The organism is Peptoanaerobacter stomatis (assembly GCF_000238095.2).
Lineage (GTDB): Bacteria > Bacillota > Clostridia > Peptostreptococcales > Filifactoraceae > Peptoanaerobacter > Peptoanaerobacter stomatis_A.
In genome coordinates, this window is record NZ_JH815226.1 from 180106 (window position 1) to 205815 (window position 25710).

The window sequence follows — 25710 nt, forward strand, 5'->3', positions numbered from 1 at the left end:
ATCTATAGATAAATTATTAAGAAAAGCACTATTTAATTTATAACATTTCTAATATTGCTTTTTTTAATAATTATTGGCATATTAGCGTTTATAAACTGATTTAATTACTAAAATTTTTAACAATCTTCATTCTTTCTCATCTTACATACAAAAAAACCGTCTGTTGAATCTATGTGTGGATAATATTCTTTTTGAAAAATCAGTTCAAAATTAATATTTTTACTCAAAAATTCACTTATAATATCACTATTTTCTTCTTTTCCAAGAGTACAAGTGCTGTACACTAATATTCCGTCTTTTTTTAGATATAAAGATGCGTTTTTCAATATTTGTTTTTGAACATCTATAATGTTTTGTATATCCTCAAATTTTTTATATCTTATCTCTGGTTTGCGCCTTAATATGCCTATACCACTACAAGGCACATCACACAAAACCTTATCAAATTTATTTTTATATTCGCTTTTATATATAGTCGCATCGTTTACATATGTTTTTATTATATTTATTCCCAGTCTTTTTGCCTGTTCTTCTAAAAGTTTGAGTTTTTTTGATGATATATCAAGGCTTGTTATACTACCCTTATTTCCCATAAGTTCTGCCATAAACACAGACTTTCCTCCAGGAGCCGCACATATATCGAGCACATTTTCAAACGGTTCAGGAGATAATGCAAGTACAGCTTTCATACTGGCATAATCTTGAACGCTAAAAAATCCGTTTCTGTACATATCATTTTTACTTATATCCTTAAAATTTTTAAGCGATACTATCATATTTTCTTCATCTATAATTTCAAACTTATTACCTAATTTTTGTAAATTTCTTTTTAAATCATCTATATCTGTTTTTAATCTGTTTCCTCTTATAAATATATTAGGTGTATCTGACATTGACATAAGAAGTTCTTCTGTAAATTTATTTTTGTAATTGTCAAGCAATCTTTGCGCTATATAATCACTTACACTATATCTTGTCGATATATACTTTATGTCTTCTTTTATATCCGAAAACTCATAATTCTTAGCATTTTTTATATTGTTTTCATCTGATGTAAACTTTCTAAGAACTGCGTTCACAAAACTCTTAGCCCTATTATCGTATTTTTTCACAAGTTTTACATTCTCATTTACACTCGCATAGTTTACAGATGAATTCATAAAAATTATTTCAAAAAATGCCATTTCAAGAATCAGTTTAGCTTTTTTGGATATTTTTGAAAATGCTATATCGCTGTATTTTTTTATAAAATAGTCCAAATAATTTATATTGCTCAAAACGCCATAGACAATATACGTTATGAAACCTCGCATTTCATAATCTAAATCAACGTTTTTAAATGTTTCATTTATCGTTATATTGGAATATTTTTTATCATATTTCACGTCATATAATATTTTATATATAACCTGCCTTGTATTAACCATATACTCCTCTAAAAAATTTTTATTCTATTAAAACTCTTTTTAAAACATTGATATTTTATCATATTTTGATAAATAATACAAGAATTGCCAAATATTTGAATATAAGCCTTTTATAACTACCTATTTTTCAGCTTGCTTTATAATAACTTTGACATTTTTACACAAAAAAATTGCATTTTTTTAAAATTTCTATTGACAAATAAAAAAAAAGTATTATAATACATCTTTAAATAATTAAAAATTGGCATAAAAAAGAATAGTATTCAGGTAAGTTTTTCAGAGAGTAATCGGTTGGTGCGAGATTATATATGAACTGAAGAATCCACTTTTTGCCACATCAGGAAAGGTATAATAATTTTTAAAAAAACTGAGCATAAGAATATTCATTAACTGATGCGTATATTCTGCGTTAAGGAATTTGAGATTGAAGTAAAGCTATTTATTTAATTCATTTATCAAAAATTTTACTTCAATGAACTTGGGTGGCACCACGAATATTTCGTCCCTCGGCATTTAGCCGAGGGATTTTTTTATATACAAAATAGCCCAAAGAATATTCCTTGCAGGGCTAAGCAAGGTTTATTCTGCAAGTATGTTAAGATTATATCCCAAGTAAATATTTTAGTTATACTTGTATTTTCCGTCGACGGTTATATTTTTCATATTTTATAATTATTATTTAAAGGAGATATAACCATGAAACTTTTTATTCCGGGTCCAGTTACAGTAAGACAAGATGTTTTAAACGAGATGGCTAAACAAATGATAGGGCATAGAACAAAAGATGCCTCTAAACTACAAAAAGACATAACTGAAAAAATGCAAAAAATATTCGGCACTAAAAATCAAGTATTGCTGTCTACTTCTTCAGGCAGTGGTCTAATGGAAGGTGCAATAAGATCTTGCACATTAAAAAGAGCCGCTTGTTTTGCAATAGGTGATTTTGGCGAAAAATGGTATAAAATGGCAATAAACAACAATACTCCTGCTGATTTGTTCAAATCAGAATTAGGTGATATAAATACTCCTGAGCAAGTAGATGAAGTGCTTAAAACAGGAAAGTACGATCTTATAACAGTAACAGGAAATGAAACTACAACAGGAATTGCCAACCCTATAAAAGAAATAGGCGAAATAGTAAAAAAATATGATGATGTAATATTTTGTGTAGATTATGTAAGCTCTGCCGGTGGCGTAAAAATTGATGCAGATGACTTTGGCGTTGATATAGCAATAACTTCTTCACAAAAATCATTAGGTCTTCCTCCGGGACTTGCATTTTGCACTTTTTCTCCAAAAGCTGAAGACAGAGCTAAAAAAGTTGAAAATAGAGGAAGCTATTTCGATCTTTTAAACCTTAAAAGCTTCATTGACAAAAAGGACAACCAATACCCTACTACACCTGCTCTATCTTTAATGTATGCTGCAAACTTCCAGTTAGATTATATATTAAACGAGCAAACTCTTGAAAAAAGAATACAAAACCATAAAAATATGGCTGATTTGGTAAGAGCTTGGGCAAAAAAACATTTTGATTTGTTTGCAAAAGAAGAAAAATATGCATCAAATACGGTAACTTGCATAAAAAATACAAAAAATATAGATGTTGCCAATCTTATAAAGGAATTAAAAAAACAAGACATACTTCTTGGAAACGGATATGGAGATTTAAAAGATAAAACCTTCAGGATTGCACATATGGCGGATTTTAACATAGATGATATGCAAGATTTATTAAACAAAATTGATAATATTTTAGGATTTTAATTTATATTTTCATAATGGTTTTAATCTTTTATACTAATACCTGTTTGACTAATTGATATCACAAGGAATAATAATTAATTTTTTGATGATTATAAACTGAAAATATCTGTTATTTTATTATATTTTAGTACCAATACATTGAAATCATATTTTTAAAACCACTAAAATTAATATTAATTCTATTTATTATAAAACAAATTGGAGAATTAAAATGAAAATACTTGCAAATGACGGACTTGACAATATAGCCGTAGAAGAATTAAAAAAACTTGATATAGAAATAGATTTGAATCATTATGATGACGAACTGCTGATAAACAAACTCAAAGAAGTCGATATTGTCATAATACGTTCTGCTACAAAATTGACTTCCAAAATACTCGAAAAGACAAAAAATACGAAGCTTAAACTTCTCATAAGAGCAGGAGTCGGACTTGACAATATCGATGTTGAATACGCCAAAAACAACGGATACATTGTAAGAAACACACCCAATTCAAGTGCCAATTCAGTGGCAGAATTCGTTATAGGCGCTATAGTTTCACTTGCAAGATTCATACCTATAGCAAATTTTACCTGCAAAAATAAAAAGTGGAACAAAAAACAATATCAAGGTATAGAAATACAAGGCAAAACACTCGGCATAATAGGTATGGGTAATATCGGCAAACTTCTTGCAAAAAAAGCCGATGCACTCGGTATGAAAGTAGTATTTTATGATAAATTTGTGAATAAATGCGAAAATTATGCCTATCTTTCACTTGAAGATTTACTTAGAACATCAGATTTTATAAGCATACACACACCGTTTGTAAGAGATAATTTCATATCTACAAATGAGTTCAATATTATGAAAGATGGTTGTTATATAGTAAACACATCCAGAGGTGATAACTTGGACGAAGATGCACTTATAACAGCCATAGAAAACGGAAAAGTTGCAGGCTGCTTTATGGACGTATTAAAAAAAGAACCTATAGAAAACGAAAAATTAATACAAAATGACAAGATATATTTATCCCCTCACTTAGGCGGTGCAACCGATGAAGCACAGCAAAAAATAGGTATGGAAATAGTTGACATTGTAAAAGAATTTATGAATATATAATTTAGAAATAATCAAATTTTTCATTTAAAAATTGGAGAATATTATGGATATACGAGGATTCAAAGCATTAAGACCGAAAGCAGATTTCGTAAAAGATTTTTCTACCTTGCCCTATGATGTAGTAAACGATACACAGGTAAAAACTGCAATTCAAAATAACACAAATCTGTTTTTCAAAGTTATAAAGACAGACTCTTTATATGATGAAAACATCTACGAAAAAGCAAGAGAAAACCTTGAACAATTAAAAAAAGAAAATTTATTAATACAAGATGAGAAAAAGTCATTTTATATATATCAAGAAATTTTCAAAGACATAAATCAAACAGGTATCGTCGCAACTATAAATATTGATGAATATATAAAAGGAAATGTAAAAAAACATGAAAAAACTCTAAAAGAAAAAGAAATAGACAGAATAAATAACTTTTATACTTGTAAAGCCAACACTGAACCTGTATTTTTATTTCAAAACAGAAATGCAGAAATTGAAAAAATAATTTATAATACAAAACTTACCAAGCAAAAAGAATATGATTTTATAAGCGAAGATAATGTAAGACATATTTTATGGAAAATAGATGACGAAACAGTTGTAAATAAGCTCGAAAGCTTGTTTAAGAAAGTAAACTCTCTTTATATAGCTGACGGGCATCATAGAACAGCATCATCCATAGACGTAGCACTAAAAATACGACAAGAAAATCCTGCTTATGATAAAAATAGTGAATTCAACTATTTTATGGCAGTTATATTTTTTGAGGACGAGCTAAAAATATTACCATATAACAGAATTATAAAAAACTTAGAAAAATATGATATTGAAAATATATTGAAAGAAATAAAAACAAATTTCAAAGTGCAACTATATGACAAAGTAACTTTTCCCACTGAAAAACACAGCTTTACAATGATAGTAAACAATAAAATTTATAAACTCACAGCAAACAAAAGCATAATAGACGAAAAAGATCCAATAAACTCATTGGATACTATAATACTTCACAAAAATATAATAGAACCTTTATTTAAAATAACAGATATAAAAAATGAAGATGATATTGAGTTCGTAGGCGGTACAAACGCACTGAAAAATATAGATGAGCTTAAAAATGGAAATATTGTATTTTTAATGTATCCTACTCAAATTGAGCAGATAAAAAACATAAGTGATATAAATGCGATAATGCCTCCAAAATCCACTTGGTTTGAGCCTAAGCTAAGAAGCGGTCTATTCATACACGAATTTTAAAAAATTGGATAATAAAAACTTTTAAGTCTAAAATTTAATAAAATAACGGATATTTTTGTTTTTAAGAATTTATTTTAGCCAAGTAAAATTAAGTACATTTAAAATCACAACTACCAATTAAGTTTGGAGTTGTGATTTTATAAGTTAATTAATCAATTAAAATTTATCCAATGTATCTTTAAATACATCTAATGCTTGGCATATTGTTTCTTTTTTGCTTATATCCACTCCTGCTATTTTTAATTGATCTATTGGATAATTCTTATTTCCATCTTTTAAGAAATTTATATATCTGTTTACATTTTCAGAACCTTTTAATACGGCTTGCGATAAGAACGTTGCACAAGTAAACCCTGTAGCATATTTATATACATAATAATCTGAATAGAAATGTGGTATTCTCGCCCATTCCAAAGCAATTTCATCATTTAATTTCACAGTAGGATAATATGTCTTGTTCAAGTTATAATATATTTCATTCAAGCTCTCTGCCGTCAATGCTTTACCTGACAAAACTTCATCATGTACAATTTTTTCAAATTCTGCAAACATCACTTGTCTGAAAACTGTTGTTCTGAATTGCTCCATATTATACACCATAAGATTTTTCTTCTGAATATCTGTATCTGCATTTTTCAGCATATAATTATAAAGCAACAACTCGTTTGTAGTAGACGCAACTTCTGCTACAAATATGGTATAGTCTGATTGCAAGAATGGATTATTTTTTCTTGAATAATAGCTGTGGATTGAGTGACCAAGCTCATGCGCCAACGTAAATACTGAGTTTAAGTTATCAGTATAATTCATAAGTATATACGGATTGGTGTCATATGCACCGAAAGAGTAGGCACCGGCTTTTTTACCTTCTTTAGGATATACGTCTATCCACCTGTCTTCAAAACCTTTTTTCAATATTGAAAGATATTCTTCTCCTAAAGGTTTCAAAGCATTTTTTATTATTTGTTCAGCCTCTTCATATCTATATTTTGTTTCGTCTTTTTCAAATAACGGTACATATAAGTCGTAGTTGTGTATTTCATCTACTCCCAAATATTTTTTCTTTATATCCATATATTTTGAAAGTACCGGTATATAATCATGTATTGCTTCTATAAGAGTATCATATACTTTTTCATCAACATTATCTCCAAATAATTCTTGAGATAAATTTGATTTAAAATTTCTCACTTTTGCCAATTTTTCCTTAGCCTTTACATGACCATAATAATCTGCTGCAAACGTATTTACATATTTCCCGTAAGTTTCGTACATTTTTTCAAAGGACTCTTTTCTTACCTGTCTGTTAGGATCAGTTTGAAAATTGCTGTAATTAGCATGAGTAAGTACCCTTTTTTCTTTATCTGACTCGATTACAGGAAATCTCATATCTGCATATGAAAGCATATAAAAACTGTTTTCTGTATCGCTGGCTATATCTTGAGCCATACTTAAAAGATATTCTTCTTTTTCACTCAAAACATAAGGTTTATTCCTTAATGTTCTTGATATAACTTGCTTATAATCATCCCTGTCAGATTTTTTCATAAAATCATTTATCTTTTCTTCGCTTGTACTCATAACAATCGGTTCAAATGATGAGAATTCTTCGCTCATTTTTGCAGATAATGCTTCCACTTCAAGCGCTGTTTTTTGACTTTTAGATACCGTTGTATCTTCATCTCTTTTCATATTTGAGTATGCTATAAGTCTTGACATAATAACAGATGCTTCTTCTACAACTTTCAGCAATTCTTCAAGAGATATATTTTTTTCTGATTTTATATTGCTGAACTTAGCAATCAAATCTTCTATTTTTTTCATATCTTTTTGTATAGATTCATCAGAATTATATATAAGCGATAAATCCCAGTTAAATTCTTTCATATAATTTCCCTTTCTTTTGTCAAAACTATTATACAATCAATTTTTCTTTATTATTTTTTTCAAATGTTCTGTCAAAAATTGCGATGTGATACCTATAAATATACCTGTTCCTATCGAAATAAATGACATATACGGCAAATAATAAAATATCTTAGTATTTGATATCATAAATGATGCTACCAAAAGCTGACCTATATTAAAAAATAATGCTCCAACTACTGATATTCCTATCATGCTTACAGATTTTAAATCCAATTTTTTTAATATACCCATGGCTATAATGCTCAATATTCCTCCTGATATACTATACATAAATGTCGATATTCCACCATAAAATGTAGATGAGAGAAATATCCTCATAAACAAAATCACAAAAGCCTCTTTAAAACCGAAAACATACAGGCATGTAAGACTTATGATATTTGATAATCCCAGTTTTGCACCGGGAGCTATCAAATTTATCGGAGGCAACATATTTTCTATATAATACAAAACAAGAGAAAATGACAGCATTATAGCAAGCAACACCATCTTACTAGTCTTATTCATTTAATCTCTTTTCCAATTCAGTTTTCTTATCTTCGTATCCTTTTTTACCTAAAAGCGCAAACATATTTTTCTTATAATCTTCTACACCTTCTTGGTCAAAAGGATTTACATTATTTATATATCCGCTTATTCCACAAGCATATTCGAAGAAATAAATCATATATCCTAAATTAAATTCATCAAGTTTTTCTATATTTAAAATAAGATTAGGTACTCCTCCGTCTATATGAGCAAGTAAAGTAGCCTGCATAGCTTTTTTATTTACAAAATCAACCGTCTTTCCTTCAAGATAATTGAGTCCATCCAAATCCTGTTCTTCTTTTTTAAGCGTTATATCTTTTCTTGGAGAAGATATGCTTATAACTGTTTCAAATATATTTCTGTTGCCGTCTTGTATAAATTGTCCCATTGAGTGTAAATCAGTAGAAAATACCACGCTTGCCGGGAATATACCTCTTTGATCTTTTCCTTCACTTTCACCGTATAGTTGTTTGAACCATTCGTTGAAATACATCATTTGAGGCTCATAGTTTACAAGAATTTCTACAACTTTCCCTTTTCTATAAAGTATATTTCTGTGAATTGCATACATAAGTGCATCATTTTTAAGCACATCATCTTTTTCAAACTCATCTTTCGCTTTTTTAGCACCTGACATAAGTTCATCTATATTCATACCCGCTATCGCAATTGGAAGTAAACCTACTGCAGTAAGTACGGAATATCTTCCTCCTACATCATCAGGAACTACAAAAGTTTCATAACCTTCATCATCGGCAAAATTCTTCAACGCTCCTTTTTGTCTGTCAGTAGTCACGAATATTCTGTTTTTTGCCTCTTCTTTTGTATATTTTTTTAACAATACTTCTCTTATAATTCTAAAAGCTATCGCAGGTTCTGTAGTAGTACCTGATTTTGATATTACATTTATAGAAAATTCTTTATCTTGCAAAAATTCTACAAGTTCGCTTAAATAAGTAGAAGATATGGAATTTCCAGCAAAAATTATCTTCGGAAACTTATTTTCAGTTTTTGACATAAAATTTGTAAAATTATTTGAAAGTGCCTCTATGACAGCTCTTGCACCCAAATATGAACCACCTATACCTATAACTACAAGCACTTCGCTGTTAGACTGTATCTTATTTGCTGCCTTTTTTATCCTGTCAAACTCTTCTTTATCATAATTGCAAGGTAAATTTACCCAACCCAAAAAATCTTTACCTGCTCCATTGCCTTTTTTTAACATATCTTGTGCATTTTTTGCCGTTTCAATCATATTATCTATTTCATGTTTTTTTATAAATGTGCTGCATTTTGAGTAGTTTAATGTCAAATTGCTCATAAAAAATACCCCCTGAATGAATAATTATAGTTAATTAAGTTTGTCTAATTTAATCTCAGACCTATGTTTAAAATTATATAAAAATTTTTAGATTAATACATGATAAAAAATTAATTTTTTCCGAAATTAATATGATAACAAACCACAAAACACTTGATAAATTATATCATTGTTTTTTAATTTTGTAAATTACACTAAGTCTTCATTTTATACCATATAAACTCCTAATATAAGTTATCTGTTATTGTATTGGAGAATTAAAATAAACCCTATATAGATTTCAGTAAAACACTATCTACTATATAGGGTTTATTTTATTTTCTTAAATTATTTCATAATTGTTAATTTAAAACCAATAATTTATCTACTTTTATTGAACCATCTTTTCCTTGTTCATTAGATGGCCAAACAAGACATTTACTGTCTTTTTGTATGTTGTCGAATGTAGTTTCTTTTCCATCTTTCAAAGATATAGGAACAAGGTTGTTATCAACACTCCACTTAGCTCCCGGCTTATCTGAAAAGATTGTTTCGTTTTCTCCTTTTTCTACGCTGTCAACTTCTAAATAAGTTGGCAACACACCATCTTTTACATTAAGCAATATCACATATGCTGTTGTTTGTGGCGGCATGCTTGCTGTAAATGCATTAGAAACCCAAGCGAAAACTTCAGTTCCTTTTGTTAATTGTGAGCGTTCCACCTTCATACCTGTTTGTGCATCTACAACAGGTGTATTTTCATCTACATTCAGTACAATCTCTTGTGTGTCTTTTTCTGTGGCGCCTTTAACCTCTATACTGATTTGATTTCCTGAAGCATCATCAGACATTATTGTTCCCATTTGAGGTACTTGAGGAAGTTCCGGTAATGAATCTTGTGCATCTTCTTCACTATTTTCTTGCTTATTTTCAGTTTGGCTTGTTTCAGTTTTTTTGCCGGCATCATCACCCTTAGGTTTATCTTGCGAAGTGCAAGCAGCAAGAGAAAATGCCATAAGCCCGATTAACATAAATCCTAATAATTTTCTTTTCATAATTTTATACCTCGTTTTTATAAATTTTTTTCCATAAGAATAATTTTTACTTTATTCTCACGGGACATATATTTTAAGCAAATAAATTGCTTAATTTGATTTTTTATCTTATACTAAACACTAATTAAAACTGTATTATAATTATATAGTCAAAAAATTATATTTTGTAATACTGTTTAGTATTATATAAAAATAATAGATTATTTTTATTTATCTTCTTTAAAAAAATTCCAGAATTCTTTTTTATATCATATAATTAAACAAATATATTATTTTTTCTCTAAACTATATATGTACGCTGCCATATTAATGGCAGCTTAGCTTTCTAATTACCAAATAGTGAATTTAATGGAGATGATTGTTTCTTTTGAGTATTTACTATCTCATCTTCAGTCATCAAAGTGGTCTTCAATACTATTTCTTTGTTATCTCTTTCTATTGTTATGGTTACAGGTTCGTTCAGGTCTTGACCATACTTATATAAACTTGCTTGCAAATCTGACATATTTTTTATTGTGTCATCGTTTAGTTTTATAATTATATCTCCTTTTTTGAGACCTGCTTTTTGAGCCGGTGAATTCTCATATATGCTGTGAACATATACTCCGTCTTTTGTTTGTGTTTCCAATTTTGCTGAATTTTTTATCTGACTGAGCGTAATCGCTTTTACTCCTAAAATAGGTTTATCCTTTATTTCTCCGTTTTCTTTTATTATATCAACGAATACTTTTGCAGTATTTATAGGAATTGAAAATCCAAGACCTTCTCCGCCTGTTGCCTTAATTGTGTTTATTCCGATTACTTCACCATTTGCATTTAATAGCGGTCCACCACTGTTCCCTTGATTAATTGATGCATCTGTTTGTAATAAATTACTCATAGATGTAGAGTCGCTTACGCTAACTGTTCTGTCTATTCCGCTTATTATTCCTTGAGTCATTGTTCTTTCAAATTGCAAACCTAATGGATTACCTATTGCTATTGCTATATCTCCAACTTCTACTTTATCACTATTTCCAAGTTTTGCTACTGGATAATTTTCGCCTTCCACCTTTATTATTGCAAGATCCAAACTTGTATCATACCATTTTACTTCAGCTTCTTTTGTTGTGCCATCATTAAACAACACATTGACTTTTTCAGCTTGACCGTCTTCTACAACATGTGAATTGGTCAATATATATCCTGATGAATCAACGATAACCCCTGTTCCAAGACCTTCTCTAACCCTTGAAGTCGCACCGTTGCCAAAATAAAAATCAAAATATGAATCTTGTGATGAATCATCTAAAAATACTGTTGTTATACCAACTACTGATGGCATAGCCGATTTTGCCACATTTTTATATAAATTTGTAAAATCATATTTACTTATATCCGCATTTGTTTTTTCTACTGCTATTTCATTAATTGCATTATTGCTTGTATTGGTGGTCATAACTCTATTTGCCTGTGGTACAATCGCCACAAATGTTACAACACATCCGATTACTACTCCTAAAAGTCCCGAAAAAAAGTTGCCCAATCTATTTCTCATTGCTGTTACCTCCAAACTTTTTAATTTTTTCTATCTTGTAAAGTCTTATTTCAAGTGCTGAGTTTTACGCTTAACACTATCATATAAAGAGCATCTATACTGTCACTTTCTCTGATGTAGTAAACTGTTCAAGCACTGAAAGTTCTACATCACACCCCACTTTAATACCATGCTCGGATAATATTGAAAGTACACTTTGATAAGCCAATATAGGAATGTTGTTTTGTCTTGACAAGTGAGCAAGCATTATTTTATAAGCTTTTTCTTTTACCAAAGATGCTGCACATTCGCCGGCACTATCATTTGACAAATGCCCAAAATTAGATTTTACCCTTCTTTTTAATTCATAAGTGTACGGACCTGCATCAAGCATATTTATATCATGATTTGCCTCTAAAATTATTACCTCACATTCTTTAATAAAATTCATCAGCTGTTTTGTTACTATACCAAGATCTGTAACTATTGACAAAGCTTTTTTTCCATCTGTTATTTTATAAGCTACAGGATCTGCAGCATCGTGATTTATAGGAATTGACGATATCTTTAAATCACCTATGAAAACATCATCCATATTTTTTATAATTTTTATGTTATGCTCTTTGATATTACCTATTTTATGCATCATGCTTTCCCATGTTCCTTGTGTGGAATATATAGGTATATCAAATTTTCTTGATATTATGCCCGCTCCTTTTATGTGATCCGTATGTTCATGCGTTATGAACACAGCCTTTATATCATTAAGCTCAATATCGTGCCTTGCCAACGAATCTATTATACTTTTTCCACTAAGACCTGCATCTATTAAAATTTTTGTATTTTTTTCCTGTAAGAAATGGCAGTTTCCACTACTTCCGGATGCTACTGATATATATTGCATATCTATCCTCTCATATATGATTTTTAATTCTAACATCTAAGACTTAAATTAATCTAAATACTTTATATTTTTTTAATTTATATTATATTAATACCAAAAATATAGCATATGCCTATATTTTATTGATATATATTTTTTGATTTTTATATTATTTTAAACAAAAAATATATATTTGCTTTATATCATTTAAGATTATTTTAAAAAATATAAAGCCTTTAATTGACTACAGTTCTTATTATACCACAAAAAAAACACTAAAAAATAGTGTTCTTTAAAAAATGAAGCTAAAAAATTTATCCTATAAATATTTTTTAATCTATTTTCATAGTTTTCTCGTCATAAATCAAAATCATATCTTTGCCGGATTGTTTAGCATAACGTAAAGCGACATCCGCCTCTGCCAATATATTGGTTGGTGCTTTATTTATATCAGATACTGTTATTCCTATGCTTAAACTCACCTGTTTTCCGAACTCATCTTTACATTCTCTTTTAAATCTTTCTTTTATTTGATTAAGTTCTCTTATTGCTTTGTCGATATTTTCATTTATTCCTAAAACAAATTCTTCTCCTCCATATCTTATAGGAACAAAATTGTTGCTCTCATATCTTTTCAAGATATTCCCGAATATATTCAATATCCTGTCTCCAGCTGTATGGCTAAACTCATTGTTAACATTGCTCAGATTATCAATATCACATATAGCTATACAAAACTCATTTCCAAACAAACCTTCTTTTGCATCTTCAAAAAATTCTCTAAGCATTATTTTTGTATATACGCCTGTCAATCTGTCAACATTAATACTATTTTTCAGGGTTTGTATATCAATCATTGTAGATATCAGTTTTTCCTGCTTTTTTCTAATATATACCATTATCAATACAGCTAATATAAAAAATATTATAATCATTGTTTCTATCAGTAAAATATCTACAGAAAAAGCGAAATTTACAACTAAATCAGAATCATATTTAATCAAAAATGCACTTATCATTATACAAAATATAGATAATATTGTAATAATAGCCGCCATACCTATACTTCCATATATTACTGATAATAAAATAGGCACTGTGAATATAAAATACACTGCCGAAAAATACTGATGTACAACTGCTACTACAAATATTTGAATTACAAAAGAAATATTTACTACTATGTTTTTAATATTTTCAAATTTTTTATCATTCGTACTATATCTATTGACAAGATACGCAATAAAATATAGAGACAAGTTAATAGATGTTGGAACCAATAAATATCTAATCAGATAAGTAGACGAGCTAATAGTCATATATTTTTTATATCCTATAATAAGTATTATCAGCTCCATTAAAAAAGTTACAAATATGATTAATAATTCTATCTTTAAATGTATTTTTCTCCATTTTTGGTTTAATGGAATAGTTCCTTTTTCTATCAAACTTTTCTTAAACTCATCTTTATTAAAATAATTTATACTATACATAATATAATCAACTCAATTTCTTTCAAAATTTATACTAAACTATAGCTTACATTATATCATAAAAAAGATGAAATAATTCAAATTTTAACTATTTTTATACTATTATCTAATTAAATATAGATATTCTTTAATATATTTTTACAAACAAGATTGCTAAAACTTTTATAAATATCTACTTTTCATGTATTTATAAAAGTGAATATAGCAAAATATATTTTAACATACTTTAATTTAAATAGTATTTATACTAAAAACCAAGAACAATATGGATTATCTCTACTGTTTAATTGGTTATTATACTGATATTCCATTAAATAGATACTACTACTCAACGCCTTAAAGATATACTTTTAACTATATTTTTTAAAGTGTATTATATCTTATTTTCTTCTTTTTTATGTAGTTATTTTATAGAAGTTTAGTATTAGTATTAATGTGAATATAAAATAATTTTCAATGCAATATAAAAAAGTATATTTATATAAATTTCAAATTTTATAAAAATATACTTCTTTATATCTTTTTTATATATTTGAATGATTTTATGCACCTAAATATGCTTTTCTTACTATATCATCATTCAACAAATCTTTTGCATTTCCTTCTTTTATTATCTTACCTGTTTCCAATACATAGGCTCTATCTGCAATGCTAAGTGCCATTTTTGCATTTTGCTCTACCAATAATATTGTAGTATTATTATTTTTATTGAGGTCTTTTATTATTTCAAATATTTCTTTCACAAGCAAAGGTGCTAACCCCATTGACGGTTCATCTAATATGAGTATCTCAGGTCTGCTCATTATAGCTCTGCCTATCGCAAGCATTTGTTGTTCTCCACCTGATAGAGTTCCTGCAAGCTGTTTTTGTCTTTCTTCAAGCCTTGGAAATCTCTCATATATTTGTGCTATTTCCCTCTTTTTACTCTCCATGCTATCTTTTATACTGTAACTGCCTAACATAAGATTGTCGTATACCGTTAAATGCGAAAATATTCTTCTACCTTCCGGTACTTGTGCTATACCCTCTTTAAGTATTATATGTGCCTTCATTTTGGTTATATCTTTATCATGGTAAATTATTTGTCCGCTTTTTGCTCTTATTATTCCTGATATGGTTTGAAGCGTTGTAGTCTTACCTGCACCGTTTGCACCTATCAGTGATACTATTTCTCCTTTTTCTACTATCAGGGATATATCTTTTATTGCGTGTATGTTTCCATAATATACATTCAAATCTTTTATCTCTAACAATGACATAAGTTTTTCCTCCTAATCCCCTAAGTATGCACTTATTACTCTTTCATCTTTTATTACTTCTTGCGGATTACCTGATGCCAACATTCTTCCATAATCCAAAACATTCAATTTTTCACATATTCCAAGCACAAGGTTCATATCATGTTCGATCAATAATATAGATATTTTAAATTTATCTTTTAATATACCTATTGTTTCCATAAGTTCTGCCGTTTCCGTATCATTCATACCGGCCGCAGGTTCATCCAGCAACAACAATTGTGGAGATGTAGCCATAGCTCTTGCTATTTCCAATTTTCTTTGTTTACCATATGGAAGGTTATCCGCTTTTTCATCTTTATATTCATCTAATGAAAATATTTTTAAAATATCCATTACTTTATTATATATTTTTCTTTCTTCTTTAAAAAATCCTTTCGTTCTAAAAATGGATGAAGGAATTGATGTTTTCATATCTTTATTAAAGGCTACAGCAACATTTTCGGCAACTGTAAGTGCTTTAAAAAGCCTTATATTTTGGAATGTTCTTGCTATACCCATAGACACTATTTGATGAACTTTTTTTCCGTTCAGCAAAGTTCCGTTTAATTTTATTTCGCCTTCTGTAGGTTCATAAACTCCTGTAAGTAAATTAAATACAGTTGTTTTTCCCGCTCCATTAGGTCCTATAAGTCCAACTATTTCATTTTGATATATTTCCAAATTAAATTCTGAAACTGCTTTCAAACCACCAAATGTTATTCCTATATCTTTTGCTGATAATATAAGATTATTACTCATTTGCCCCACCGCCTTTTTTCAATTTTGCATTGGGCAATGCTCTATCAATCAGATTAGTAAGAGAAAACTCTTTTGTTCCAAGCAAGCCATATGGTCTAAATATCATCATCAATATCAATATTATAGAATAAATAAACATTCTATAATCATTAAATCCTCTAAGAAGCTCAGGTAAAACTGTAAGCACTATTGCTCCTATTGCAGAACCGGTAAAACTTCCAAGTCCTCCAAGCACAACAATAACCAATATATCTATAGATTTATTGAAATCAAAATTTTTTGCTCCCAATATTCCTATATAATGTGCATACATACCTCCTGCAAGTCCTGCAAAAAAAGCAGAATATACAAAGGCAAGTGTCTTATAAAACGTAGGATTTATACCTGATGCTTCAGATGCTATCTCATCTTCTCTTATTGACAGTATAGCTCTTCCGTGTCTTGATTTCATAAATGTATACATCATAAATACACATAAAACCATAATAATATATATTACTGAAAAGTTTTTATACAGTTTTATTCCTGTAAGTCCTTTTGCTCCGCCTGTAAACTTAAAAAACTCAATCAAAACTCTTATTATCTCACAAAATGCAAGAGTAAGAATTGCCAAGTAATCTCCTTTAAGCCTAAGTGCAGGTATACCTATGCCCAATCCTATTATAGCAGCAACCAATCCGCCTAATATAAGCGCTACTATATATCCTGCAAATCCCGGAATTAAACCTGATTTAGTGAACAATCCTGCTGTATATGCACCTATTGACATAAAACCTGCGTGTCCAAGTGCCATTTGTCCAAGACAACCTGCAGTTATGTTAAGACTTATTGCAAGAACCATATTTATACATACCAAAATTATTATACCACTTAAATAATTGGTTATTACTCCTATTTGCATAAGAAAATTGATTAACAGGAAGACAGCAGTTACACCGAAAATATTTATTATGAAATTTTTCTTTTTAAATGTATTCATATGCTCCTCCTATACTTTTTCTTTTTTATTTATTCCAAAAATTCCTGCCGGCTTAAACAACAACACTACTACCAATATACCGAATACAACTGCATCTGCTAATTGTGTAGATATATATGCTTTTGTAAGCGCCTCGACTATACCTATTATAAATCCGCCTATCATTGCGCCAGGAATTATGCCTATTCCTCCAAGTACAGCTGCAACGAATGCTTTCAAGCCAAGCATAGAACCCATTGTAGGCGTTATCTGAGGATATGAAGATACATATAATATAGATGCTACCGCTGCAAGAGATGACCCTATCGCAAATGTCATAGATATTATATTATCGACATTTATTCCAACCAACTGTGCAGCAGAAAAATCTTCTGACACCGCAACCATACCTTTACCTGCCTTAGTTTTAGTTATAAATAATTGTAATGATACCATTAATACTATTGATACAAGTATAGTTATTATAGTTGATATATTTATATTCAACTCTCCTATTTGAATGGGAGTTGTAGAAAATACAGTTTCAAATGCTCTCGGATTTGGAGAAAATATAAGCATAAATGCGTTTTGTAACAACAATGAAACACCTATTGCAGTTATAAGCGAAGATATTCTTGCCGAATTTCTCATAGGTCTATAAGCTATTTTTTCTATTAAAATGCCTGTAACAGCACAAAATGCTATTGCCGGTACAACTGCAAGCCAAACCGGAAGTCCCATAGATGATAATATAGGTAACGATATGAAAGCAATGTATGCTCCGACCATTATTATATCTCCATGTGCAAAATTTATAAGTTTAACTATACCATAAACCATTGTATAGCCAAGCGATACGAGTGCATATATGCTTCCTATTTGTAATCCGTTTATTAATTGTTTTATGAAATCCACTGATTATCCCCCTTTCTTACTATTATAAATTAAAAAAAGGGCAGCAAAACTGCTTGCATACCCTTTTTAAAAAGCTATTCTAATTTATTCGGCTACCATTTTTTTGTAAAGTTTATATTGATCGCCTTCTATTGTAGTCATAAACACTGATTTTATAGGGTTTCTATTCTCATCAAATTTGAAAGAACCTGTTACTCCGTCATAAGATATATTTTTAAGTGCTTCTACAATTGCCTTGGAATCTGTAGAATTAGCATTTTTTATAGCTTCAGCTGTCAAATATACTGAATCATATCCAAGTGCTGAGAATGATTGTGGAGCTTCATTATAAGTATCTGTATATTTTTTTATGAAGTTTTGTACTTTTTCTTCCGGATCATCAAGTGCAAATGTATTGCAGAAATATGCACCTTCTACTGCTTTTAAATCATCTTGTTTGATAGATTTTATTACTCCATCCCAACCGTCTCCACCTATAAGTTGTACATTTATTCCAACTTGTCTTGCTTGTGGAGCTATTAGAGATACTTTTTGATAATAATCAGGTATAAATAATACATCCGGATTTGCATTTTGTATTTTTGTAAGTTGTGATTTAAAATCTACATCATTTTCTCCATAAGATTCGTCTGCTACTACTTCCAAGCCTAATTCTTTTGCTTTATCTACAAACGCTGTTGCAAGTCCGTCTGAATAATCGCTTGAATTATTTCTTATTACTGCAACTTTTTGAACTTTCAATTCATCTTTTGCAAATACAGCCATAACCTCACCTTGATATGGATCAATAAATGGTGCTCTGAATATATTTTCTCCATGTGTAGTTATAGATTGTGCAGTTCCTGTAGGGGTAATCATAGGTATTCCTGTATCTGCCGCAACTAATGCCACTGCATCTGAAGGTTTTGATGTAACCGCTCCTACAAGAGAAACTATTTTATTTTCTACCAATTTGTTAAATGCATTTGTTGATTCAACCGCATCATTTTTATCGTCCATAACTTCAAGTACCAATTTTTTGCCTAATACTCCGCCAGCTTCATTTATTTCATCTACAGCCAATTTTGCTCCGTTCATAGTTGAATTACCGTACATAGCTGCATCTCCTGTGATAGGTCCTATTCCACCTATAAGTATGCTATCTGATGCCTCCGCTGTATTATTATTTGGCTTTTCTTCTGTTTTTCCACATGCTGCCAAAGTAAAGATCATCGCTGCTGTTAAAGCTAATGATAAAAACTTTTTCAAACTCCTTTTCATAAAAATCGCTCCTTAATTTAAAATAATACAATATTATATTGTAAGTAAGAAAAAATATTTTTAAATATTTAAAATAAAAAATATTTAAAATAATTTAATAAACAATAAAGCATTAATATCCATAAACAATTAGAATATTAATATTTTTTTGTATAGTGTAATATTCTACCACAAAAATTTTATTTGTAAAGATTTTTATTGCAATTTTACGTACATTTTAAAAAAACTATATTTTAAAGTTCAGTATCTATTATTTCAAAATATTGTGCCAATAGATTTGCAGCTCTCTCACAATCTTTACTTTCAATAACTACGGCTACAGATATTTCTGATGTAGAAATCATCTCTATATTTATATTATTATCTCCAAGCACAGCAAACACATCTGCTGCAACTCCAGGGTTGGTAATCATTCCTGCACCTACTACTGTTATGCAGGCTACATCATCAAGTGCCTCTATTTTTTTACCGTCAAGTGCTATAAGTGTTTTTTCCATTGTTTCTATAGCATCTTGTTTTGAATCTTTATCAATTATAAAGCATATATTATTTACACCGAACTCTCCTGATGACTGTGCTATCAATCTGACGTTTACCTTATTGTCTGCTAACGACTTAAATATAGTTTTAGCAATTCCAGGTTGATCTTTTATTCCAAAAATTGTCATCTTCACTACATCATAATCGTGTGCTATTCCAGTTATCACTCTATCCTTTTCCAATTTATCCACCTCTTGTACTATTGTTCCCTCATTTAGATTGAAGCTTGAGCGAACATGAATTTTTACATTATATAATTGTCCAAGTTCTACACATCTCGGATTTAAAACTTTAGAACCTTGAGATGCTAATGTGAGCATTTCTGCATATGAAATTGAATTTACTTTTTTAACATTTTTTACCAATCTCGGATCTGCACTATAAACTCCGTCTACATCAGTATATATCTCGCAACTGTCGGCATTTAATGCGGCAGCAAGAGCAACAGCTGTTGTATCTGAGCCTCCTCTACCCAATGTTGTAATGTCATTCTTTTCATTTATGCCTTGAAATCCTGCAACTATTAATATATTACCATTATCGAGCTCTTCTTTTAATCTGTTTGAGTCTATATCTACTATTTTGGCTTTGCTGTAAAAATCATTTGTTTTTATTCCTGCCTGTGCACCTGTAAGAGATATAACTTTCTCTCCCATAGACTGAATAGCCATAGCCAATAATGATATTGATACTTGTTCACCTGTAGAAAGCAACATATCCATTTCTCTTTTTGGAGGATTAGGACTTACTTGTTTTGCTAATTCAATTAAATCATCTGTAGAGTCTCCCATAGCAGAAACTATTACTACTACTTGATTTCCTTGTTTTTTAGTATTTACTATTCTGTTTGCTACATTTTTAATTCTATCGGCATTAGCAACAGACGAACCGCCATATTTTTGAACTATTAGTGACAACTTTTTTTACCCTCCTATTTCTAATTTTATTGCACCCTCTTTAACAGGGCTAAGTATTTTTATAGTACCTTTTATATTATTTTTTTTGCATTCTTCTTTTAAAATTTCATATAATTCCTGAGACATTGTCTTGTGGCAAAATGCCATAAGAGTTGAGCCTGATCCGCTTATAAACGTTGCCAATGCTCCATTTGATTTCATAATATTTTCAAAAAAATCATATTCTTTTATAAGCGATTTTCTATATGGTTGATGAATTTTATCATCCACAACTTTTGATAAAAGTTCATAGTCGCTTGTAATCATTGCCATTATAAGCAGAGATGCTCTTGATATGTTATATATACAATCTTGTCTGTCATATGTCTTTGGCAATATTTTTCTTGCTTCGTTTGTTGACATTTCATATTCAGGTATCAATACTATTGTATCAAGCATATCAGGCGGTATTATCTTTTTGTATTCAACTGTGTCGCCTAATATAACTGATGCTGTTATGCTTCCTACAAGCGCAGGAGTTACATTGTCAGGGTGTCCTTCTATCTCATTGGCAATATTAAGTATTTCATCTTTACTCATATTTGTACCTGCTATATCATTAGCGCACAAGAGTGCACCTATAACTATAGATGAACTGCTCCCAAGGCCTCTTGCTATCGGTATATAATTGTGTATTTTTATCTTTAAGCCTTTAAATTTATATCCAACTTTGTCAAAAAAATACTTTGCTGTTTCATATGCCATATTATTTTCATCAAGCGGTACTGTATCGCTACCATCACCTATAACTTCTATTTCAAGTCCTTTATCAGTTTCTTCAAAACTTATAGTATTATAAATATTTACAGCCATCCCCAAACAATCGAATCCCGGTCCTATGTTAGCAGATGTAGCAGGAACTTTATAGCTTACCATTAGCCCTCCAATTTTTAGAAAAAATTTTATTTTTCATTAATCAATTTCATTACATTTTCTTTTGTTGCTTTTATTTTTTGTGGTGTAGGTATTTGTGACAATGATGTTGTCGGGTCTTTTAAACCGTTTCCTGTAAGCACACAAACAACTGTTTCTCCACCTTTAAATACACCTTTTTCTTTCAAATTAAGAACTCCTGCCAATGTTATACAAGATGCAGGTTCTGCAAATATTCCCTCCCTGCTTGCAAGCATTTTATATGCTTCCAAGATTTTTTCGTCAGAAATTGCATTTATCTGTCCGTTTGACTCTTTAAGTGCATTTACAGCCTTATCCCAACTCGCAGGATTGCCTATCTTTATAGCTGTAGCTATCGTTTGAGGATCTTTAACAACTTCATTTTTAACTATCGGTGCAGCTCCTTCAGCTTGAAAACCTAACAAAGTAGGTAAATTATTTATTTTACCGTCATTTTTATATTCATTAAATCCCATCCAATACGCTGATATATTGCCTGCATTTCCAACAGGAATTGCCAAATAATCAGGCGCTTTTCCAAGCTCATCGCATACTTCAAAAGCCGCCGTCTTTTGTCCTTGAAGTCTATATGGATTTACAGAGTTTACCAGTGTTATAGGCTCTGTTTTTGCTATATCTCTAACAATATTAAGTGCATCATCAAAATTCCCTTCTATTGAAATGACTTTTGCTCCATACATAAGTGCTTGTGCCAGTTTACCCATAGCTATGTTGCCGTCAGGTATAAGCACATAACAGTCAAGATTATATCTTGCCGCAAACGCTGCAGCTGACGCTGATGTGTTGCCTGTAGATGCACATATTATAGCTTTTGAACCTTCTTCTACCGCTTTTGCAACTGCCATTACCATTCCTCTGTCCTTGAATGAACCTGTAGGATTTAATCCGTCATATTTAAAATATAAATCAAGACCTAATTCTTTAGAAAGATTTGTACTTTTTATAAGCGGAGTATCACCTTCCAAAAGTGTTATATCAGGTGTTTTTTCTGTAACCGGTAAATATTTTTTATATTTTTTTATAAGTCCTTGATATCCCATATCTTCCTCCAAATCTTTAATACTAAATATTATCTTCTATTCTTATCATATTACCTATTTCTAAATTTTTATTCAAATTTTTGAGAGATTCTATACATTGTTTAATTTTGCTTTCTTTTACTTTTTCTGTTATTACAATTATTGTATTATTGTTCTGTATATCTTCTTTTATGCTTTTAACTATGCCTATACCCATATTTTCAAAAATTGATAATATTTCTAAGCTGATGTCTATATTGGATTTTAAACTTATCCTTAAATAATACTTGGTAAAAATTTCATCTATACTCAATATTTCTTTCTTCTCAAAATTCCTATCTAATCTTTCAACAGGAAGGTTTAAACTCATATTTTTTACAATATTTACAATATCAGACAATACTGCACTGGCAGTAGGTAAAGAGCCTGCGCCTTTAGCGTAGTACATAGATTCTCCAAGCAGATTGCTTTTTAAATATACTGCATTATAGGCATCTTTAACATTTGATATTTGACAAGTGTTTGGAATAAATGCAGGGTATACATATGCCTCTATTTTCCCATCATTTTCTTTTGATACTCCAAGTAATTTTATGTTATATCCCATTTTTTTTGCATAACTTATGTCTTGCTTAGTAATATTTGTAATTCCTTCAGTATACACATCTTTAAAAGTTACATATGTATTAAAACAAAGCGAAGATAATATAGCTACTTTTCTCGCTGAATCATAGCCTTCTACATCAGAAGTCGGATCAGCCTCTGCATAACCCAATCTTTGTGCTTCTGAAAGCACGTCTTTATATTCCAAGCCTTCTTGATACATCTTGCTTAGAATATAATTTGTAGTACCGTTCATAATACCCGTTATTTTTTCAATTTTCTCTCCAAAAAGATGATTGTTTATAACTCTAAGTATCGGTATACCGCCACACACACTTGCCTCATACATAAAAAAACAATTATTTTCGTAAGCTGCTTTATATAATTCTTGACCATAAGTTGCAATTAAATCCTTATTTGCACTTACTACATGTTTTCCTCTTTCAAAAGCTGTAAGTATACATTTTTTAGCAAAATCCATACTTCCCATAACTTCAACAACCAAATCTATATCGTCAGTAATAACATCTGTAAAATTATCTGTAAAAATATTGGGATTTATATCTTCAGCTCTTTTTTTAGTCTTGTCTGATACCAATATTTTTTTAATTATAAGATTTGCATTAAGTTCTTTTTTTAATGTTTCCTCATTTGATTTTATAGCATTATACACACCGCTACCAACTGTACCGAAACCTAATAATGCGATGTTTATAGTTCTCATAAACCACCTCAAGCCTTCGTAATTTTTGCATTATATCTATAGTCAATCAATCCATATCAAGATCACTTTTGCCTTATATATGTGTCTATAATATAATAAATCATTTTTATAAAATAATATTTTGTTTTTAAATAATCATTTTTGAGTTTTATCAAATAAATTTGTAAGGTTTAACATAAAAGTCATGTATTTAACAAAAATATTTAAGAAATAAATAGTCAATTTTTAAAACAAAATTTCAGATATGTTTTATAATATATAAATACAGTATTTATAATATATACACTATATAAAGTAGTAAAATAAAATACAAATGTGTTTTTCTTCTAAATACAGATTAATGTCCTACATTATAACACGATAAGTTTTATATGTAAATAGATATAAAACATTTATTTTTCAAATATTTGCTATCCATTAAAATAAATGTTTTCTTAAAAAATATATTTGAGCATGATATTGGAAAATATCCATGTTTTAATTAGATAACATTATAACATATTAAAAATACTATAATAAAAAATGTTTTAATTAGACTTCAATTAATATGTACTGTATATAATAATTGTGATATACTAAAAAAATATTTTTTAATTCAGCAAGTAAATTAAAAATATAAGTTTTTATAAAAATTATTGTTAGGGGAGATTATTATAAAAAGTTTAGGATTTTTTGAAGCTGTTTTATCTGCTGTAATGTTCGGTGCTATGCCACTTTTTACAAAAATTTTATACAGTTATGGAAGTGATGCTGTAAGCTCCGGCTTTTACAGAATGTTATTATCTTTACCATTCATATTCATATGTTCAAAATTCATATTTAAATACGATATGAGTATAAACAAAAGCGAATTTAAACCGCTTTTTATTGTATCTTTAGGTTTTTCATTTACTGTAATAACATTATTTAATTCATATAATTATATAAATTCAGGAGCTGCTACTTCAATACACTTCACTTATCCTATAATAATATTCATAGCAACAAGCATAATTTCAAAAGAAAAACCCTCAACTACAGAAATATTATGTATTATAGGTGCAAGTATAGGACTTATACTTATAACAGATTTTAATGCTTTGTCAAATTTTAAAGGTGTTTTTTATGCCTTTTTATCAGCTTTTACTTACAGCTTTTACTCAATATACCTTGAAAAAAGCGATGTAATAAAAAAAATGCCTCCGTTTAAAGCGCTGTTTTATATAAATGCAATAGGTGCCGTAATCTTGTTTTTTTATGCACATATAGCATTTATTGGTATTTATAGAAACTTTTCTATTAACATATGGCTTATTGTATTTGCATATTCTTTTATTTTAACAGTTGGAGCAACATTTTTGTATCAAAGAGCCGTTTCCGAAATAGGTGCAAAGTATACATCTATATTAAGTACTCTTGAGGTTGTAACAAGTATAATTATAGGTTTTTTCATATTAAATGAAAAACTTACAGCCACTCAAACAGTAGCTGTAAGTTTAATATTTTTGTCAAGCCTTGTGCTTGTTAAAAGCAGAAAATAA

The 25710-nt window shown here is 29.5% G+C and carries 21 protein-coding genes and 1 other annotated feature; of the genes, 4 read left to right on the forward strand and 17 right to left on the reverse strand.

Features of this window, described 5'->3' with window-relative positions; all coding sequences use genetic code 11:
* Window positions 1-116: 116 nt before the first annotated feature.
* Complete coding sequence (gene rsmB, locus HMPREF9630_RS09130) at window positions 117-1427, reverse strand: 16S rRNA (cytosine(967)-C(5))-methyltransferase RsmB (RefSeq protein WP_009528103.1); 1311 nt, start codon at window positions 1425-1427, stop codon at window positions 117-119.
* 237 nt (window positions 1428-1664) lie between these two features.
* Window positions 1665-1937, forward strand: a binding site (T-box leader).
* Between the two features lie 186 nt (window positions 1938-2123).
* Here rsmB and HMPREF9630_RS09135 point away from each other — a divergent pair.
* The 3 genes from HMPREF9630_RS09135 to HMPREF9630_RS09145 all read left to right on the forward strand — a co-directional run bounded on the left by HMPREF9630_RS09135 (window position 2124) and on the right by HMPREF9630_RS09145 (window position 5554).
* Window positions 2124-3194 carry a pyridoxal-phosphate-dependent aminotransferase family protein gene (locus HMPREF9630_RS09135; protein ID WP_009528104.1) on the forward strand — a complete coding sequence of 357 codons (1071 nt, stop codon included), beginning with the start codon at window positions 2124-2126 and terminating at the stop codon, window positions 3192-3194.
* A 211-nt stretch (window positions 3195-3405) separates the two neighbouring features.
* A complete protein-coding gene (locus HMPREF9630_RS09140; RefSeq protein WP_009528105.1) occupies window positions 3406-4302 on the forward strand; it encodes an NAD(P)-dependent oxidoreductase in 897 nt (298 codons plus the stop codon).
* Window positions 4303-4345: 43 nt separating this feature from the next.
* The gene (locus HMPREF9630_RS09145; RefSeq protein WP_009528106.1) at window positions 4346-5554 is read left to right on the forward strand and encodes a DUF1015 domain-containing protein; all 1209 of its coding nucleotides are present in this window, start codon (window positions 4346-4348) and stop codon (window positions 5552-5554) included.
* Between the two features lie 156 nt (window positions 5555-5710).
* Here HMPREF9630_RS09145 and pepF read toward each other — a convergent pair whose 3' ends face one another.
* The 16 genes from pepF to HMPREF9630_RS09225 form a co-directional block, all read right to left on the reverse strand.
* Window positions 5711-7441, reverse strand: a complete 1731-nt coding sequence (gene pepF / locus HMPREF9630_RS09150) for an oligoendopeptidase F (RefSeq protein WP_009528107.1) — start codon at window positions 7439-7441, stop codon at window positions 5711-5713.
* A gap of 36 nt (window positions 7442-7477) precedes the next feature.
* Window positions 7478-7990, reverse strand: a complete 513-nt coding sequence (locus HMPREF9630_RS09155; RefSeq protein ID WP_009525078.1) for a Gx transporter family protein — start codon at window positions 7988-7990, stop codon at window positions 7478-7480.
* Window positions 7983-9335 carry a glucose-6-phosphate isomerase gene (locus HMPREF9630_RS09160; RefSeq protein WP_009528108.1) on the reverse strand — a complete coding sequence of 451 codons (1353 nt, stop codon included), beginning with the start codon at window positions 9333-9335 and terminating at the stop codon, window positions 7983-7985. The genes HMPREF9630_RS09155 and HMPREF9630_RS09160 overlap by 8 nt, the downstream gene beginning before the upstream one ends.
* 341 nt (window positions 9336-9676) lie before the next feature.
* Window positions 9677-10369: a hypothetical protein gene (locus tag HMPREF9630_RS09165; protein ID WP_009528109.1), complete on the reverse strand. Its 693-nt coding sequence runs from the start codon at window positions 10367-10369 to the stop codon at window positions 9677-9679.
* A gap of 325 nt (window positions 10370-10694) precedes the next feature.
* Complete coding sequence (locus tag HMPREF9630_RS09170; protein WP_009528110.1) at window positions 10695-11906, reverse strand: S1C family serine protease; 1212 nt, start codon at window positions 11904-11906, stop codon at window positions 10695-10697.
* A 94-nt stretch (window positions 11907-12000) separates the two neighbouring features.
* On the reverse strand, window positions 12001-12789 hold the full coding sequence (locus tag HMPREF9630_RS09175; protein ID WP_009528111.1) for an MBL fold metallo-hydrolase: 789 nt from the start codon (window positions 12787-12789) through the stop codon (window positions 12001-12003).
* Between the two features lie 311 nt (window positions 12790-13100).
* The gene (locus tag HMPREF9630_RS09180; RefSeq protein WP_009528112.1) at window positions 13101-14261 is read right to left on the reverse strand and encodes a GGDEF domain-containing protein; all 1161 of its coding nucleotides are present in this window, start codon (window positions 14259-14261) and stop codon (window positions 13101-13103) included.
* 542 nt (window positions 14262-14803) lie between these two features.
* A complete protein-coding gene (locus HMPREF9630_RS09185; protein ID WP_009528113.1) occupies window positions 14804-15520 on the reverse strand; it encodes an ABC transporter ATP-binding protein in 717 nt (238 codons plus the stop codon).
* A gap of 12 nt (window positions 15521-15532) precedes the next feature.
* Window positions 15533-16300 carry an ABC transporter ATP-binding protein gene (locus HMPREF9630_RS09190; protein ID WP_009528114.1) on the reverse strand — a complete coding sequence of 256 codons (768 nt, stop codon included), beginning with the start codon at window positions 16298-16300 and terminating at the stop codon, window positions 15533-15535.
* Entirely contained in the window at window positions 16293-17279 is a 987-nt protein-coding gene (locus HMPREF9630_RS09195) for a branched-chain amino acid ABC transporter permease (RefSeq protein WP_009528115.1), read from the reverse strand. Before HMPREF9630_RS09195 ends, HMPREF9630_RS09190 begins: the two co-directional genes overlap by 8 nt.
* A 9-nt stretch (window positions 17280-17288) precedes the next feature.
* Window positions 17289-18173 (reverse strand): branched-chain amino acid ABC transporter permease, encoded by an 885-nt coding sequence (locus HMPREF9630_RS09200; protein WP_009528116.1) that lies wholly within the window; start codon window positions 18171-18173, stop codon window positions 17289-17291.
* A gap of 84 nt (window positions 18174-18257) precedes the next feature.
* Window positions 18258-19433 (reverse strand): ABC transporter substrate-binding protein, encoded by a 1176-nt coding sequence (locus HMPREF9630_RS09205; RefSeq protein ID WP_009528117.1) that lies wholly within the window; start codon window positions 19431-19433, stop codon window positions 18258-18260.
* A 233-nt stretch (window positions 19434-19666) separates the two neighbouring features.
* The gene (locus tag HMPREF9630_RS09210) at window positions 19667-20890 is read right to left on the reverse strand and encodes an aspartate kinase (RefSeq protein WP_009528118.1); all 1224 of its coding nucleotides are present in this window, start codon (window positions 20888-20890) and stop codon (window positions 19667-19669) included.
* 6 nt (window positions 20891-20896) lie between these two features.
* Window positions 20897-21805: a homoserine kinase gene (gene thrB / locus HMPREF9630_RS09215; protein ID WP_009528119.1), complete on the reverse strand. Its 909-nt coding sequence runs from the start codon at window positions 21803-21805 to the stop codon at window positions 20897-20899.
* Window positions 21806-21831: 26 nt separating this feature from the next.
* Window positions 21832-22884 (reverse strand): threonine synthase, encoded by a 1053-nt coding sequence (gene thrC, locus HMPREF9630_RS09220; protein WP_009528120.1) that lies wholly within the window; start codon window positions 22882-22884, stop codon window positions 21832-21834.
* A 22-nt stretch (window positions 22885-22906) separates the two neighbouring features.
* A complete protein-coding gene (locus HMPREF9630_RS09225; RefSeq protein WP_009528121.1) occupies window positions 22907-24190 on the reverse strand; it encodes a homoserine dehydrogenase in 1284 nt (427 codons plus the stop codon).
* Between the two features lie 635 nt (window positions 24191-24825).
* Here HMPREF9630_RS09225 and HMPREF9630_RS09230 point away from each other — a divergent pair.
* A complete protein-coding gene (locus HMPREF9630_RS09230) occupies window positions 24826-25710 on the forward strand; it encodes a DMT family transporter (RefSeq protein WP_009528122.1) in 885 nt (294 codons plus the stop codon).

Excerpts from the sequence above, each read along its gene's own strand:
- pepF (WP_009528107.1), bottom strand. The coding sequence starts at position 7,441 with ATGAAAGAATTTAACTGGGATTTATCGCTTATATATAATTCTGATGAA.
- thrB (WP_009528119.1), bottom strand. The coding sequence starts at position 21,805 with ATGGTAAGCTATAAAGTTCCTGCTACATCTGCTAACATAGGACCGGGA.
- rsmB (WP_009528103.1), bottom strand. The coding sequence starts at position 1,427 with ATGGTTAATACAAGGCAGGTTATATATAAAATATTATATGACGTGAAA.
- HMPREF9630_RS09170 (WP_009528110.1), bottom strand. The coding sequence starts at position 11,906 with ATGAGAAATAGATTGGGCAACTTTTTTTCGGGACTTTTAGGAGTAGTA.
- HMPREF9630_RS09145 (WP_009528106.1), top strand. The coding sequence starts at position 4,346 with ATGGATATACGAGGATTCAAAGCATTAAGACCGAAAGCAGATTTCGTA.
- HMPREF9630_RS09225 (WP_009528121.1), bottom strand. The coding sequence starts at position 24,190 with ATGAGAACTATAAACATCGCATTATTAGGTTTCGGTACAGTTGGTAGC.
- thrC (WP_009528120.1), bottom strand. The coding sequence starts at position 22,884 with ATGGGATATCAAGGACTTATAAAAAAATATAAAAAATATTTACCGGTT.
- HMPREF9630_RS09180 (WP_009528112.1), bottom strand. The coding sequence starts at position 14,261 with ATGTATAGTATAAATTATTTTAATAAAGATGAGTTTAAGAAAAGTTTG.
- HMPREF9630_RS09175 (WP_009528111.1), bottom strand. The coding sequence starts at position 12,789 with ATGCAATATATATCAGTAGCATCCGGAAGTAGTGGAAACTGCCATTTC.
- HMPREF9630_RS09205 (WP_009528117.1), bottom strand. The coding sequence starts at position 19,433 with ATGAAAAGGAGTTTGAAAAAGTTTTTATCATTAGCTTTAACAGCAGCG.
- HMPREF9630_RS09195 (WP_009528115.1), bottom strand. The coding sequence starts at position 17,279 with ATGAATACATTTAAAAAGAAAAATTTCATAATAAATATTTTCGGTGTA.
- HMPREF9630_RS09160 (WP_009528108.1), bottom strand. The coding sequence starts at position 9,335 with ATGAGCAATTTGACATTAAACTACTCAAAATGCAGCACATTTATAAAA.
- HMPREF9630_RS09185 (WP_009528113.1), bottom strand. The coding sequence starts at position 15,520 with ATGTCATTGTTAGAGATAAAAGATTTGAATGTATATTATGGAAACATA.
- HMPREF9630_RS09190 (WP_009528114.1), bottom strand. The coding sequence starts at position 16,300 with ATGAGTAATAATCTTATATTATCAGCAAAAGATATAGGAATAACATTT.
- HMPREF9630_RS09135 (WP_009528104.1), top strand. The coding sequence starts at position 2,124 with ATGAAACTTTTTATTCCGGGTCCAGTTACAGTAAGACAAGATGTTTTA.
- HMPREF9630_RS09155 (WP_009525078.1), bottom strand. The coding sequence starts at position 7,990 with ATGAATAAGACTAGTAAGATGGTGTTGCTTGCTATAATGCTGTCATTT.
- HMPREF9630_RS09165 (WP_009528109.1), bottom strand. The coding sequence starts at position 10,369 with ATGAAAAGAAAATTATTAGGATTTATGTTAATCGGGCTTATGGCATTT.
- HMPREF9630_RS09140 (WP_009528105.1), top strand. The coding sequence starts at position 3,406 with ATGAAAATACTTGCAAATGACGGACTTGACAATATAGCCGTAGAAGAA.